Raw genomic sequence first — 14,108 nt, forward strand, 5'->3', positions numbered from 1 at the left:
CTAGCCTGCAATAAAATATCTTTTTCACAAAAAAAGACCGGGGCAGTGCTGCCCCGGCCTCTCATCCTGCGGCGATGTGCCGGATCAGTTCATGGCCGACTCATCGACATTTTCCATGTCCATCAGCTCTTGCTTGGTGAAGTTCGTCACCACGGCGTAACGGTCGTTATCCACCGGCACCAGCTTCACGTCGCTCATCGTGAGGTGGACATGCTTGTCGCCGATGTCGAGGAAGCCGCCGACCTCGGCCACGATACCCTCAAAGGAGCCGTCGGAGGTCAGCACGATATCTTCGATTTCACCGACATTGTCCCACTGGTCGGACACGGCGTCATAACCCATCGAGTCGTCCCAGTCGGTCATCTCGCCATCGGCGTCGATCGCATAGACGGTGCCGCCGGTGATATCGCGGGTGCGGATCATGCCGTCCGCGTCACCTTCGAAGAGCGCTTTCGCGTCGCTCGCGACGTTGCGCATGGCATCGCCGGTCTCGTCGGCTGCGGTCTGCATCGCGTCACCGGTCGCCTCGACACCGTCTTCGATAGCCTGACCGGCCGCGTCGGCAGTGTTCGAGATCGCGTCGCCGGTCTCTTCCAGAGCGTCTTCGCCTTCGGCCATTGCAGCGTCGGCGTTGTTCTCCATCGATTCCATGGCCCCGGTTTCCTGCTTGGGCATGGTCTTGGTTTCGTCGGTCTCGGCACTCTGCGCATAGGCGGTGCCGGCGGTCAGTGCGATGGCAGCAACGGTTGCGGTAAGGCGTTTCATGGTCTTTCCTCCGTGTGTTGTCTTCGTGACTTGATACAGCCACAACACGCCGGTGCCGGACACGTTCCACCCGGGCAAAAACCCGCTCATGACATTAATGTCAGGGAACAATTCCAGAGAAACCGGAATGCGATGACCGAGAGGAAACGGTGGGCAGATTGCCCACCCTACGGAACTCGGCGGTAGGGTGGGCAATCTGCCCACCGCCCGCTCAGCAGTTCCTGTGCACGAAGTCCAGAAGCTGCCGGGTCGAGCCGTCCTTGCCATCGGACGGCTCGTCGCCCGTCACCATCGGCCCCAGCGCCGTGGCCAGCTCCTTGCCGAGCTCGACGCCCCACTGGTCGAAGGAGTTGATGTCGAGGATCACGCCTTCGACAAAGACCCGATGCTCATAGAGCGCCACGATGCGTCCCAGCGTCTCGGGATCGAGCTGCGGATAGATCAGCGTGGTGGAGGGCCGGTTGCCCGGGAACACCCGGTGCCGCGCCTGCCGTTCGAGCTCCTCGCCCTCGAACGCACCCGCCACCTTGTCGCGCGCCTCGTCGAGCGAGCGCCCGCGCATCAGCGCCTCGGACTGCGCCAGACAATTGGCGATGAGCAGCGCGTGGTGATGCGCCAGGTCGGGCTCGTGGCCCTTTGCCGCCACCATGAACTCACAGGGCACCACCCGGGTGCCCTGGTGGATGAGCTGGTAAAACGCATGCTGGCCATTGGTGCCGGGCTCGCCCCAGACCACCGGGCCGGAATTCTGCGCCAGATCGGCGCCGTCCATGCTCACGCTCTTGCCGTTGCTCTCCATTTCCAGCTGCTGAAGATAGGCCGGCAGCCGCGCCAGGCGGTTGTCATAGGGCAGCACAGCGCGGGTGGCATGGCCGAGGATCTGATTGTGCCAGATCCCCACCAGCGCCAGCATCACCGGCATGTTTTGTGCCAGCGGCGTCTCGCGGAAATGCCTGTCCATCGCCTGCCCGCCGCGCAGGAAGGCGCGGAAATCCTCCGGGCCGATGGCGATCATCAGCGAGAGCCCGATGGGCCCCCACATGGAATAGCGCCCGCCGACCCAGTCCTCGAAGCCGAAAACGCGGCTTTCCGGTATGCCCCATTCCGCCGCCTTCTCCAGGTTGGAGGACAGCGCCACGAACTTGCCGTCGGTGCCCACGCCCTGCGCATCGAGCCAGTCCCAGGCGGTTTTCGCGTTGGTCATGGTTTCGATGGTGGTGAAGGTCTTCGACGCGATGATGAAGAGCGTGCTCTCGGGCGGGCAGCGTTTCAGCGTGTCGGCGATATCGGCGCCATCGACATTGGAGACGAAATGACAGCGCGGCCCGTCATGGAAGGGCGCCAGCGCAATCGCCCCCATCTTGGGGCCAAGGTCGCTGCCTCCGATGCCGATATTCACCACATCGGTGATGCCTGAGCTGCGGATCTCCGCAGCCAACGCCTCCATTCGCGTGAGCGTCTCCAGCACTTCCGGCATGACGTCCTCGCCATCCACCAGCACCGGCGCGCCGTCGAGATTGCGCAGCGCGGTATGCAGCACCGCGCGGCCTTCGGTCTCGTTGATCTTCTGGCCCGCAAACATCGCGTCGCGCCGCGCGGCGACCTCCGCGCCCTCGGCCAGCGCCACCAGCGCGGCGCTCACCTCACCGTCGATCTGCGTCTTGGAGAAATCGAAGAGCACCCCGTCGCTGGCGATGGAGAATGCCTGCGCGCGTCCCGGATCCTCGGCAAAAAGCGCGTCGATACGGCGCCCGTCGCGCGCGGCGGCGAGGCTCGTCAGCTCATCCCACATGATCAAATCCCATTTTCGCTTTATTCGGCCCAGTGCACGGTGGCCTCGTCGAGCACCGCGTTCACCGGTGCCTCGGCAGGCGGCATTCCCCGCGCGTTTTCCAGCGCATCGCGTTTTTCCTGACCGAAAATAAGCACATGCTTTTTCAAGGCGCCATCGAGAACCGGCGCGCTCAGCGTAATACGCGGCTCCGGTGCGCCCGGTGCCCGCATCGGCAGCAGGATCGGCGCATCTTCGTCCAGCGCATCCTTCAGCCGGTCGGCGCCGGGAAAGATGGAGGCGGTGTGCAGGTCGGCACCCATGCCGAGCAGCACCGCCGCCAGCGGCAGCGCCGGTTCGATGGCCGCGCAGAGATCGTCCATGGCATCTTCGGGCCGTTCCGCGTCGGCGTAAAGCGGCAGGTAGCGGGCGGCGGCCGCGCGCTCGATCAGCAGGCGCTCGCGCAGCAGCTTCGTGTTCGAGCGCTCCGAGCTTTCCGGCACCCAGCGCTCGTCGGTGAGCAGCACATCGACGCGCGACCAGTCGAGATCGGCGGCGCAGAGCACGTCGAAAACCGGCCCCGGCGAGGTGCCGCCCGGCACCGCCAGCGCCGCGCGCTCCTGATGGCCGAGCGCCGCGCGCAGCTCGCCGGCGATCTGGTTGGCAAGATCCATCGCCAGCATTTCGCGGTCGGGATAGACGCGGAACTCGTAGGTCACGTCTGTATCCTCCTCCATCGGCGACCGTCGCGGTTGATCAGGAAGGCCGCATCGTCCGGCCCGCCGCTGCCGGCGTCATAGGGTTTGGGCGAGTCGCCGCGCCGTTCCCAGCCCTCGATCAGCGGATCGGTCCAGGCCCAGGCGGCCTCGACCTCGTCGCCGCGCATGAACAGCGTCTGGTTGCCCCGGATCACATCCATGATCAGCCGTTCATAGGCATCGGCGGCCTCTTCGGCCTCCGGCCCCAGCGCCTCAGCAAAGGACATGTCGAGCGGCACGTCCACCAGCCGCATGCCGCCCGGCCCCGGCTCCTTGATGGTCACACCCAGCGTCATGCCCTCATTGGGCTGAAGCCGGATCGACAGCACATTGCGATGCCGCCCCGCGTCGATGCCAAAGATCGAATGCGGCGCGTCCTTGAACACCACGGCGATCTCCGAGGCCTGCGCGTTCAGCCGCTTGCCGGTGCGCAGATAGAAGGGCGTGTTGGCCCACCGCCAGTTGGAGATATAGCATTTCAGCGCGATATAGCTCTCGGTCTTGGAGGTCGGGTTCTCCGCATCCTCGCGATAGGAGGGCATCTGCCCGTCCGAGGTATATTGCCCGCGCACGATCTGGTCCGGGTCCACCGGATCGAGCGCCCGGATCACCTTGAGCTTTTCGTCGCGCACCGCGTCGGCCTCGAACCGCGCCGGCGGCTCCATGGCGATCAGGCACAGAAGCTGCATCAGGTGGTTCTGCACCATGTCCCGCATGGCGCCGGCGTTGTCGTAATAGGAACCACGACCGCCCACGCCCACCGTCTCGGAGACGGTGATCTGGATGTGATCCACGTATTGCGCGTTCCACAGCGGCTCGAACAGCATATTGCCAAAGCGCACCGCCATCAGGTTCTGCACCGTCTCCTTTCCGAGGTAATGGTCGATGCGATAGATCTGATCCTCGTGGAAATGCTTGGCCAGCTCCTCGTTGAGCTCGCGCGCGCTTTCGAGATCGTGGCCAAAGGGTTTCTCGACCACGATGCGCACGTCGCGGTGGCTGAGCCCGTTGACCTGGAGCCCCTCCGCGAGATCGCTGAAGAGGCTCGGCCCGACGGAGAAATAGAACGCGCGCACCACGTCGTCGTCATCGCGCAGGCGCTCCTTCAACTCTTTCCAGCCGCCCTCGCCCTTGGCATCGACCGGCACATAGTAAAGATGCTTGAGGAAGGCCTTCACCGCCTTCTTGTCGCGCCCCTTCTTGCGGCCGAACTCCTCGATCGCCTCGCGGGCGAGTTCGCGATAGCCGTCATCGTCCATCTCGGAGCGGGCGGCAGCGATGATGCGGCTGTTTTCGGGGATCTGTCCGGCGCAGAACCGCCGGAACAGCCCGGGCAGGATCTTGCGCCGCGCCAGATCGCCGGTGCCGCCGAAAATAACGAGGTCGAACGGATCGACCGGGATGACGCGGGAAACCATTTCTGGCGTATCTCCGATTCTCTGCATGCTCAGATGTTAGCGCTAATTGCGCCCTTCCCTAACCCTAACTGCCTGACGAGTCTAACACCCCGTGACAGGTCGGCAATGACAAGCGGCAGGAAAAGCGCGATGATGCTGTGATTTGCCTCTGGCCGGGCTTGGCGCTTGAACACCGCCAGCCTGCATGCCACCCCTGTCAGGTACTTAGTAAGGAAATATCATGGCGCAGCGCATCATCATCGATACAGACCCCGGCCAGGACGACGCGGTCGCCATTCTTCTGGCGCTTGCCTCGCCGGAAGAGCTTGAGGTTCTCGGCATCACCGCCGTTGCGGGCAACGTGCCCCTGGCGCTGACCGAACGCAACGCGCGCATCGTCTGCGAACTCGCCGGCCGCCCGGATATCAAGGTCTTTGCCGGCTGCGACAAACCGCTGAGCCGCGCGCTGGTGACCGCCGAGCATGTGCACGGCTCCACCGGTCTCGACGGCCCCGTCCTGCCCGCCCCTACCATGCCCCTGCAATCGCGGAATGGGGTGGATTTCATCATCGACACGCTTCGTCAGGAACCCGAAGGCACCGTGACGCTCTGCCCGCTCGGACCGCTGACCAACATCGCCGCCGCGTTTCAGCGGGCGCCGGATATCGTCGGCCGGGTCAAGCAGATCGTGCTGATGGGCGGCGCCTATTTCGAGGTCGGCAACATCACCCCCGCCGCCGAGTTCAATATCTATGTCGATCCTGAAGCGGCGGATATCGTCTTCCACTCGGGCGTGCCGCTCACCGTCATGCCGCTCGATGTCACGCATAAGGCGCTGGTGACCAAACCGCGCAACGATGCCTTCCGCGCGCTCGGCACACCGGTCGGCGAGGCGGTGGCCGAGATGACCGATTTCTTCGAACGCTTCGACCGCGACAAATACGGCTGGGACGGCGCGCCGTTGCATGACCCGTGCGTCACCGCCTGGCTGCTCGCGCCCGATCTCTTCACCGGCCGCTTCATCAATGTCGAGATCGAGACGGTCTCCGAGCTGACCCGCGGCATGACCGTCGCAGACTGGTGGGGGGTGACCGACCGTCCGAAGAATGCCACCTATATCGGCGACCTCGACTCGGATGGGTTCTTTGCCCTGCTGACGGACCGGCTGGCGCGGCTATGAAATCGCTGCATCTCGCCGGATCCGAGGACATCGACAGGCTCATGCCGCTGGTCTCGGCTTTTCACGCAGAAGAGAGTTACGGCACGGACGAGGCCCATATCCGCGCCGCGCTGGCCCCCATTCTCGACGGGCTGCCGCACGGGGCTATATGGCTCATAGGACCGCGCAAGGCGCCGGTCGGCTATATACTGGTGAGCTTCGGCTGGAGCCTGGAATTCGGCGGGCTCGACGCCGTGCTCGACGAGATCTTCATCCGCCCCGCCGTGCGCGGGCGCGGCATGGGCGGCGAAGCGCTGCACCAGCTGGTCACCGGGCTGCGCGACGCGGGTGTGAAGGCGGTGCATCTCGAAGCCGACCGCACCGACGAACCGTTGCAGCGCTTTTACGGGCGCAACCGCTTTCAGCTGCGCGAGGGCTACGCTCTGATGAGCCGCGTCCTCTAGACCCCAGGCCTCACGGCAGCGGAATGAACTCTGCGTCGTCGCCCGGCGGCAGGTGAAAGCGGCCGTTTTCCCAGTCGCCCCGGCGCCAGGCCTCCTTGGCCTCCTCTATGCGCTCCTTCGATGAGGCGACGAAGTTCCACCAGATATAGCGCGGCCCCTCCAGCGTCGCGCCGCCGAGCAGCATCACCCGCGCGCCCTGCGGCCCGGCTTTCAGCGACACCCGGTCGCCGGGGCGGAACACCATCATCTGCCCGGCCTCATAGCTGGTGCCGGCCTGCGAGACACTGCCCTCGACCACATAGACGCCCCGGTCCTCGTGATTGTCCGGCAGCGGGATCGCGGCGCCAGCCTCCAGCACCGCATCGGCATAGAACATCTCCGAGTCGGTCTCGACCGGCGCCCGCGCGCCCCAGGCATCGCCCAGCACCAGCCGCACCTGTTTGCCCTCGCCTTCGAGAAACGGCAGTTCGTCGGCGGCGGCATGCTGAAAGAGCGGCGCGCGGTCCTCGTGATCCTTTGGCAGAGCAACCCAGGTCTGGATGCCGAAGAAGGGCATCGGGTCGACCTGCGTCTTGTCGTCGGTGCGTTCGGAATGGGTGATGCCCTCTCCGGCCACCATCCAGTTCACCGCGCCGGGCTCGATCCAGGCATCGGTGCCCAGCGAATCCCGGTGATGCATGCGCCCCCGGAACAGGTAAGAGATCGTGGCGAGCCCGATATGCGGGTGCGGGCGCACATCCATGCCCCGCGTCGGCAGGAATTCCGCCGGGCCCATCTGGTCGAAGAAGATGAACGGGCCGACCATCTGCCGCTTCGGCGCGGGCAGCGCGCGGCGCACCTCGAACCCGCCGAGATCGCGGGCGCGCGGCAGGATCAGCGTGTCGATGGCATCCACCTCGTCTCCGGTGGGGCAATGCGGGTCAAGCGCAGGGTTCCAGCTCATATCGGCCTCCTCGTTCTCGGGCTATGACCTGAAGATAGCGCAATCGGCGCATGCGCAAACCGCCGGGTTTCGCGCGGGATATGCGCGTTTTTGCACAGGACAGTGACCGCCCCCGATTGGACGCCAAGGGAAATGCGGGTATCCTGAGGGCAAAGCCTCACCCTTCCCTTCGCGCCACGCATGATTATCTGAGTGCCATGACCCTGCACATCCCCTTCGACAACAGCTATGCCCGCCTGCCCGGCTATTTCTACACACGGCTGAAGCCCACCCCCGTGAGCGCGCCCAGGCTCATCGCCTTCAACGAGGCGCTTGCCGAGGAGCTGGGCATCACCGGCACCGAAGATCCGCGCCTCGGACCGGTCTTTGCCGGCAATGTGCTGCCCGAGGGCGCCGACCCGCTGGCGCAGCTCTATGCTGGGCACCAGTTCGGCGGCTTCTCGCCGCAGCTCGGCGACGGGCGCGCGCATCTGCTGGGCGAGGTGGTGGGTCGCGACGGCATCCGCCGCGACATCCAGCTCAAGGGCTCCGGCCCCACCCCCTATTCCCGGCGCGGCGACGGGCGCGCCTGGCTGGGGCCGGTGCTGCGCGAATATGTGGTGAGCGAGGCGATGCACGCGCTCGGCGTGCCGACATCCCGGGCGCTGGCCGCCGTGCGCACCGGCGAGGACATCTATCGCGAGCGTCCGCTGCCCGGCGCCATCCTCACCCGCGTGGCGCAGAGCCATATCCGTGTCGGCACCTTCCAGTTCTTCTCCTCGCGCGGGCAGTATGAGGATCTGCAAACCCTCTTCGACTACACCGCCGCGCGCCACTATCCCGGCGCCACCAGCCCCGATGCGCTGCTCCAGCAGGTCTGCGACCGGCAGGCGGCGCTGGTCATGCAGTGGATGAGCTTCGGCTTCATCCACGGGGTGATGAACACCGACAATTGCACGCTCTCGGGCGAGACCATCGATTACGGCCCCTGCGCCTTTATGGACAGCTACGACCCGGGCCAGGTCTATTCCTCGATCGACCGGCACGGGCGTTACGCCTATGCGGCGCAGGCGGATATCATCATCTGGAACATGGCGCAGCTCGCCACCGCGCTGGTGCCGCTGATGCCCGATGCCGACGCCGCGGTCGAACGCTTTACCGAGATCGTGCACGGCATGGCCGACACGCTGCGCCGCGAATGGCTGACGCGCTTTGCCGCCAAGATCGGCATCTCCGCGCCGACGCCCGACGACGGCGCGCTGATCGGCGAGCTGCTCGACCTGATGCACAAGGGGCAGGCGGATTTCACCAATACCTTCCGCGCGCTTGCCGATGGCGGCGCGCGCGACCAGTTCACCGACCCCACGGCCTTTGACGCCTGGGAGACGCGCTGGCGCGCCCGGATCGAGGGCGAGGACGACCCGCAGGCGCTGATGCGGCGCAGCAACCCCGCCTTTATCCCGCGCAACCACCGGATCGAACAGATGATCTCGGCGGCGGTGGAGGGCGACGAGCGCGCCTTTCACCACATGCGCGGTGTGCTCGCCCATCCCTTTGACGACCAGCCCGAGGCTGAGGAGCTGCGCCGCCCGCCGCTGCCCGCCGAGGTCGTTCCCGCCACCTTCTGCGGCACCTGACCGGCGAAGCCCGCGTCGGCGCGGGGAAATTTCCCTTCACGCGGGGGGCGGCTTTCTGCCAGAGTGGCGGCAAGATGCTCGATCACCGATGACGGGAGGAACCGGAAAATGGGTCTTATGGGAACGCTGGCGAAGGTCGCCATCGGCTATGCCGCGGCGCGCGGCGTCGACAAGATGTCCGGCGGTCAGGGCCTGGGCGCCCTGCTCGGCGGCGGTGCGCAGGTCAAGGGCAGCGAGCCCGGCACCGCGCAGCAGGCGCAGCTCGGCCAGATGCTGGGCGGCGGCCAGTTTCAGGAGATGATGGAGAAGATGCAGCAGGGCGGGCTTGGCGCGATGATGGCCGGAGCCGGGCTCGGCGGCACCGGCAGTGGCAGCGGCGACAAGGGCGGGCTGCTCTCGGCGCTCGGCGGTCAGGGCGGTGCCGGCATGGCCGGGCTGTTTGCCATGATGGGCGGCGCGGCGGCAACCGGCGGCAAGGGGGTCGGCGGCATGCTCGACCAGATGGGCGCGGCCGGCGCCCCGCCCGAAGCCGAGGAGGCCGCCGGCCTGATGCTGCGCGCGATGATCCAGGCGGCCAAGGCCGATGGCGGCATCGACAAGGCGGAACAGGCCAAGATCCTCGAAACCGTCGGCGACGATGCCACGCCCGAGGACATCGCCTTCGTCAAGGCGCAGCTCGCGGCGCCGGTCGATGTGGCCGGGCTCGCCGCCGACACGCCCGAGGCGCAGAAACCGCAGGTCTATGCCGCCTCGCTGATGACCATCCGCGTCGACACCCAGCAGGAGGCCGATTACCTCGACACGCTGGCCAAGGCGATGGGGCTCTCCGAGGTGGTGGTCAATCAGCTCCATATGCAGATGGGGATGCAGCCGCTCTATTCCTGAGCGCATCCCCTGCCCTTTTGCCCCCGCCCGGACGGTTTCGGGCGGGGCTTTTTGTGTTCCCCCCCCAGGAGACCGCCCATGTCCCGCTCCCCCTATTTCGGCCTCGCGCTCGCGGCGTTCGGCGCGCTGGCGCTGACGCCCGATGCGCTGCTCATGCGGCTTTCGGGCATGCATGGCTGGCAGATGCTGGGCTGGCGCGGGCTCTGCGTCGGCGCGGTGTTCTGGAGCGGCTGGCTATTGAGCCGGCGGACGCCGGGCGCGCTGCGCCCGCTGCTGAGCCGCGCCGGGCTGGTGCTGATCCTGGCGCAGTTCTGCAACGCGACGCTGTTCCCGCTGGGCATCGCGGCGGCGCCGGTGGCGGTGGTGCTGCTGGCGGTGGCAACGGGGCCGGTCTGGGCGGCGCTGCTGTCGCGGCTGCTGCTGGGCGAGCCCACCAGCCGCGCCACCTGGGCCGCCATCGCCGCCGTGCTGGCGGGCATCGCGCTGGCGGTCTCGGGCAAGGGCGATGTGGCGGTGAACCGCACAGCCCTCACCGGGGCGCTCTGCGGGCTGGGCGTGGCGCTGAGCCTTGCCAGCACCTTTGTCACCCTGCGCCGCGCGCCGGCGCTGCCGCTGCTGCCGGCGCTCGGCACCGGCGCGGCGCTGGCCGGGCTGACCGGGGTCGCGCTCACCGGCCCCGCAGCGATGACAGAGGGCAATGTCGCGGCGATCCTTGTCACCGGGCTCGCCATCCTGCCGGTCTCGTTCTTTTCGCTGTCCTCCGCCTCGCGCCACACGCAGGCGGCCAATGTCAGCCTGCTGATGCTGCTCGAAACGGTGCTGGGGCCGCTCTGGGTCTGGATTGGCCTCGGCGAGGCGCCGAGCCTGCGCATGCTCGCCGGCGGCGCCATCGTGATCGCGGCGCTACTGCTCTATATCCTCGCGCCGCGCCGGCGGGTCACCGCGCCTCGCGTCGGGTGAGGACGGTGTGCAGCCCCGCCGCCGCCACGGTCAGCAGAATGATCACCGTGCCCACCGCATTGATCACCGGCGGGTGGCCGTTGGGGTTGCGCGCCATGGCACCGATCTCGGTGGCAAAGGTGCAGGCGCCGCCTTTGGCGAACATCGTGGTGTTGTAATTCTCCATGCTGGCCATGAAGGCGATCACCGCCGCCGAGGCCAGCGCCGGCGCCAGATAGGGCAGCGTCAGCCGGCGGAACACCCGGAACGGCGTGGCGCCGAGATCCAGCGCCGCCTCCTCCAGCTCCACCGGCTGGCGTTGCAGCCGCGCCATCAGGATCAGCATCGGATAGCCGGCGATAAAGGTGGTCTGCGCCATGACGATGGTGAAGAGCCCCGCATCCACGCCGAGCCGTCCCCAGAACACCAGCGCCGAGAGCCCCAGCACGATCCCCGGCGCCAGCATCGGCGACAGCAGCACCCACCAGAGCACGCCATTGGCGCGCGACCGCCAGCGGGTCAGCAGCACCGCGCCGGCCAGCCCCAGCATCAGCGACAGCGGCACCACGAGCGCGGCCACCAGTACCGAATTGCCGAAACAGCCGACAAAGCGGTCGCGGTCGAGCGCGCGCAGCACCGGGTCTGCCCGCAGCGCCTCCTCGGGCATCCAGAAGAACGCGTACCATTTGCCGGTGATGCCCCGCCAGTCGGTCACCGAGGGCGGCGAGACATCGTTGAATGACGACAGCACCATGAGCAGCAGCGGCAGGAACATGAAGGCGAGGAACGCCCAGGTGTATAGCGTCAGCAGCCCGTCGGCGCTGATGAGGCGCGGCAGGCGAAACACCGGCGCGCCGCTGCGTGTATCGGCAAGATCGCTCATTGCACCCTCGCGAAATCCTTGAGACGCGTCCGCATCAGCCACATGAAGAGCGCCACCAGCGCGAAGCAGACCAGCGTATAGGCAAAGCTGTAGGCGGCGCCGGTATTGGCGTTCGGGCTCTCGAAGAACTTGTTGTAGATCGTCTGGCTGAACCATTCGGCCTGAAGGCCGCGGCTGATAATGCGCGGCACCGAAAACGCCCCCGCCGCCAGCATGAAAGTGGCGATGGTGCCCACGGCAATGCCGGGTTTGGAATGCGGAATGATGATGCGGCGATGCACCCGCCAGGGCGAAGCGCCAAGATCGCGCGCCGCCTCGATCTGGTTGCGGTCGAGCGTGCTCATGACGTTATAGATCGGGAACACCATGAACAGCACATAGGTGTAGACGATCACCAGAAAGACCGTGCCGGGGAAGCGCTTGAACTGGATCGGCTCGGCGATCAGGCCCAGCCATTGCAGCAGCCCGTTCAGCAGCCCCGCATTGTCGATGATCGTGGTCCAGGCATAGATCCGCATCAGCTCGACAATGGCATAGGGGATCACCAGCCCGAGGAAGAGCCAGACCGCCCGGCGCGGCGGCGTGGCCAGCGCCACCTTGTAGGCGATGGGATAGCAGAGCAGCAGCGCCAGCGCCGTGGCGATCACCGCCTGCACCAGCGTGCGGGTCAGCGTCACCAGACCGATGCGTTCATAGGTCTGACCGTCGGCCTCAAAGCGCAGCCCGATCAGTGCCAGCAGCCTGTTGGAGAGCTTCGCATTCTCCTCCGCCCGCCGCGCGTCGGATTGCGGGATCAGCCTTGCGCTCGCGAGCGTGGCGAAATTCTCGAGCGTGTAGAGGTTGGCCTTGGCCTCGCGCTCTTTCAGCTCGCCGTAAAGGTTCAGCGCCAGCGCGCCGATTTCCTCGGCGGTGGCTTTCTGCTCGGCGATGGGCGCGCTGTCGGAAACGCTGAGCAGCGGTAGACCGTAGGTCTCGTCGAGCCAGGCGCGCGGCTCGCCGGCGGAGCGCACCAGCGCGGTATGGGTGGTGGCGCGGTCGCATTGCAGAATATAGGGACGCGCGGTTGTCTCCGCGCCGCTTACCGAGGGCAGCGCCAGGCCGGAGGTGGGTGCCGCCGGGCCGGAGAGCGAGGGGATGGCCAGCCCGCCGGAGGGCCTGGCCGCGTCGGGCGCATAGCTCTCCAGCACCGAGATACAGGTGCGAGCGTCGCGCATCAGCATCTGCGCCGCCGAGCTGTCGAGCGCGCGGGCCGGCGCGGTCATCGCGCGCTCCAGCATGGTGAGCTGTGGCAGCACGATCAGCATCAGCCCCCAGAGCGCGGCGGCGGCGAAAAACGCCAGCGTCAGCCCGCGCCCGTATCCGCGCAAAAGCCCGTTCATTGCGCCGCGAGCTCGCTGCCGGTGCGCGCCAGCGGCCCCGCCGGCAGGATCACCGCACGCTCGGCGGAAAAGCCCAGCCCCGTCAGATCCTGCCCCGAAAGTTCCGGCGCGCGCCCGTCATTGGTGACGTGAACGGAAAGCTCCACCCCCTGCGCCTCGAAGAAGAGGTTGAGAAAGGCGCCCTCCAGATCGCGGCGCTTGAGCCGTGCCGACAGCCGGTTTTCCGCATGGCCCGGCACCATCGCCTCGGGCCGGACGAAGAGCATCGCGTCGGCGCCCGGCGCCAACTGCTCGGGGTTGCGGGCGCGAAACCGGCCCAGCGGCGTGACAATGCGGGCGGTGCCGTTCTCCACCGTCTCGACACGGCCCTCGAAGCGGTTGATCTCGCCCACGAAACTGGCGGCAAAGGCGGTGCGGGGCTGCGAATAGATCTCGTCGCCGCTGCCCACCTGCTCGATGACGCCATTGTTCATCACCGCGATGCGGTCGGACATGGTGAGCGCCTCGCCCTGATCGTGGGTGATGTAGATGAAGGTCACCCCGGTCTTGCGCTGGATCGCGCGCAGCTCGGCGCGCATATGCTGGCGCAGCTTCAGATCCAGCGCCGAGAGCGGCTCGTCGAGCAGCAGCACCGAGGGTTCCACCGCCAGCGCCCGGGCGATGGCCACCCTCTGGCGCTGACCGCCGGAAAGCTCCGAGGGCAGCTTGTCGCCCTGATCGCCGAGCGCCACCAGATCCAGCAGCTCCTGCGCCCTGTCGCGGCGGGCGCGTTTGCCGATGCCGCGCGCCTCCAGCCCGAAGGCGACATTTTCCCAGACCGGCATCAGCGGGAACAGCGCGAGGTTCTGAAAGATCAGCGCCGTGGGCCGCGCGTTCGGCCCCTTGCCCGCCATATCCTCGCCGCCGATCAGCACGCGACCTTGCGAAGGCTCGATAAAGCCCGAAACCGCGCGCAGGATCGTCGTCTTGCCGCAGCCCGAGGGGCCGAGGATCGAAAAGAACTCGCCCGCCTCGATGCGCAGATCGGTGGGCGCCACCGCGGTGAAGCCGTTGGGATAGGTGATGGAAACGCTGTCGAGCGTCACGTCCTTGCCGCGCATGGGGAGACTCCGTCGGAAACGGGCCTGTCCTAACGACGGAACGTGACAG

At 66.9% G+C, this 14,108-nt stretch carries 13 protein-coding genes; 5 read left to right on the plus strand and 8 right to left on the minus strand.

The features are described 5' to 3' along the window. Window positions 1-84 precede the first annotated feature (84 nt). From I6N89_RS17355 to zwf, 4 genes are all read right to left on the minus strand, one after another. Window positions 85-765, minus strand: coding sequence for a PRC-barrel domain-containing protein (locus tag I6N89_RS17355; protein WP_207019783.1), 681 nt, complete (start codon window positions 763-765; stop codon window positions 85-87). 211 nt (window positions 766-976) lie between these two features. Beyond that, on the minus strand, window positions 977-2,557 hold the full coding sequence (pgi, locus tag I6N89_RS17360) for a glucose-6-phosphate isomerase (protein WP_207019784.1): 1,581 nt from the start codon (window positions 2,555-2,557) through the stop codon (window positions 977-979). A 20-nt stretch (window positions 2,558-2,577) separates the two neighbouring features. Continuing rightward, window positions 2,578-3,255, minus strand: a complete 678-nt coding sequence (gene pgl, locus I6N89_RS17365; RefSeq protein WP_328805897.1) for a 6-phosphogluconolactonase — start codon at window positions 3,253-3,255, stop codon at window positions 2,578-2,580. Further along, window positions 3,252-4,712 (minus strand): glucose-6-phosphate dehydrogenase, encoded by a 1,461-nt coding sequence (gene zwf, locus I6N89_RS17370; protein WP_207019786.1) that lies wholly within the window; start codon window positions 4,710-4,712, stop codon window positions 3,252-3,254. The genes pgl and zwf overlap by 4 nt, the downstream gene beginning before the upstream one ends. Before the next feature lie 220 nt (window positions 4,713-4,932). Here zwf and I6N89_RS17375 point away from each other — a divergent pair, with 220 nt between their 5' ends. After that, window positions 4,933-5,871, plus strand: a complete 939-nt coding sequence (locus I6N89_RS17375; protein WP_207019787.1) for a nucleoside hydrolase — start codon at window positions 4,933-4,935, stop codon at window positions 5,869-5,871. After that, window positions 5,868-6,314 carry a GNAT family N-acetyltransferase gene (locus I6N89_RS17380; protein WP_207019788.1) on the plus strand — a complete coding sequence of 149 codons (447 nt, stop codon included), beginning with the start codon at window positions 5,868-5,870 and terminating at the stop codon, window positions 6,312-6,314. Before I6N89_RS17375 ends, I6N89_RS17380 begins: the two co-directional genes overlap by 4 nt. A 10-nt stretch (window positions 6,315-6,324) precedes the next feature. On the opposite strand, the gene I6N89_RS17385 is transcribed toward I6N89_RS17380, so the two are convergent. After that, the gene (locus I6N89_RS17385; protein ID WP_207019789.1) at window positions 6,325-7,257 is read right to left on the minus strand and encodes a pirin family protein; all 933 of its coding nucleotides are present in this window, start codon (window positions 7,255-7,257) and stop codon (window positions 6,325-6,327) included. A gap of 197 nt (window positions 7,258-7,454) precedes the next feature. Here I6N89_RS17385 and I6N89_RS17390 point away from each other — a divergent pair, with 197 nt between their 5' ends. From I6N89_RS17390 to I6N89_RS17400, 3 genes are all read left to right on the plus strand, one after another. Then, entirely contained in the window at window positions 7,455-8,873 is a 1,419-nt protein-coding gene (locus I6N89_RS17390) for a protein adenylyltransferase SelO (RefSeq protein ID WP_207019790.1), read from the plus strand. A 108-nt stretch (window positions 8,874-8,981) separates the two neighbouring features. Further along, window positions 8,982-9,758: a DUF533 domain-containing protein gene (locus tag I6N89_RS17395; RefSeq protein ID WP_207019791.1), complete on the plus strand. Its 777-nt coding sequence runs from the start codon at window positions 8,982-8,984 to the stop codon at window positions 9,756-9,758. Between the two features lie 78 nt (window positions 9,759-9,836). Continuing rightward, on the plus strand, window positions 9,837-10,718 hold the full coding sequence (locus I6N89_RS17400; protein WP_207019792.1) for a DMT family transporter: 882 nt from the start codon (window positions 9,837-9,839) through the stop codon (window positions 10,716-10,718). Here the strand turns inward: I6N89_RS17400 and I6N89_RS17405 are convergent. From I6N89_RS17405 to I6N89_RS17415, 3 genes are read right to left on the minus strand one after another with little or no spacing between them, the layout of a single operon-like run. Next, the gene (locus I6N89_RS17405; protein ID WP_207019793.1) at window positions 10,696-11,580 is read right to left on the minus strand and encodes an ABC transporter permease; all 885 of its coding nucleotides are present in this window, start codon (window positions 11,578-11,580) and stop codon (window positions 10,696-10,698) included. The genes I6N89_RS17400 and I6N89_RS17405 overlap by 23 nt on opposite strands. Next, window positions 11,577-12,959: an ABC transporter permease gene (locus tag I6N89_RS17410; protein ID WP_207019794.1), complete on the minus strand. Its 1,383-nt coding sequence runs from the start codon at window positions 12,957-12,959 to the stop codon at window positions 11,577-11,579. Before I6N89_RS17410 ends, I6N89_RS17405 begins: the two co-directional genes overlap by 4 nt. Continuing rightward, on the minus strand, window positions 12,956-14,059 hold the full coding sequence (locus I6N89_RS17415) for an ABC transporter ATP-binding protein (RefSeq protein ID WP_207019795.1): 1,104 nt from the start codon (window positions 14,057-14,059) through the stop codon (window positions 12,956-12,958). Before I6N89_RS17415 ends, I6N89_RS17410 begins: the two co-directional genes overlap by 4 nt. Between the last annotated feature and the right edge of the window lie 49 nt (window positions 14,060-14,108).

It is taken from the genome of Salipiger abyssi, from assembly GCF_017311415.1.
GTDB lineage: Bacteria > Pseudomonadota > Alphaproteobacteria > Rhodobacterales > Rhodobacteraceae > Salipiger > Salipiger abyssi_A.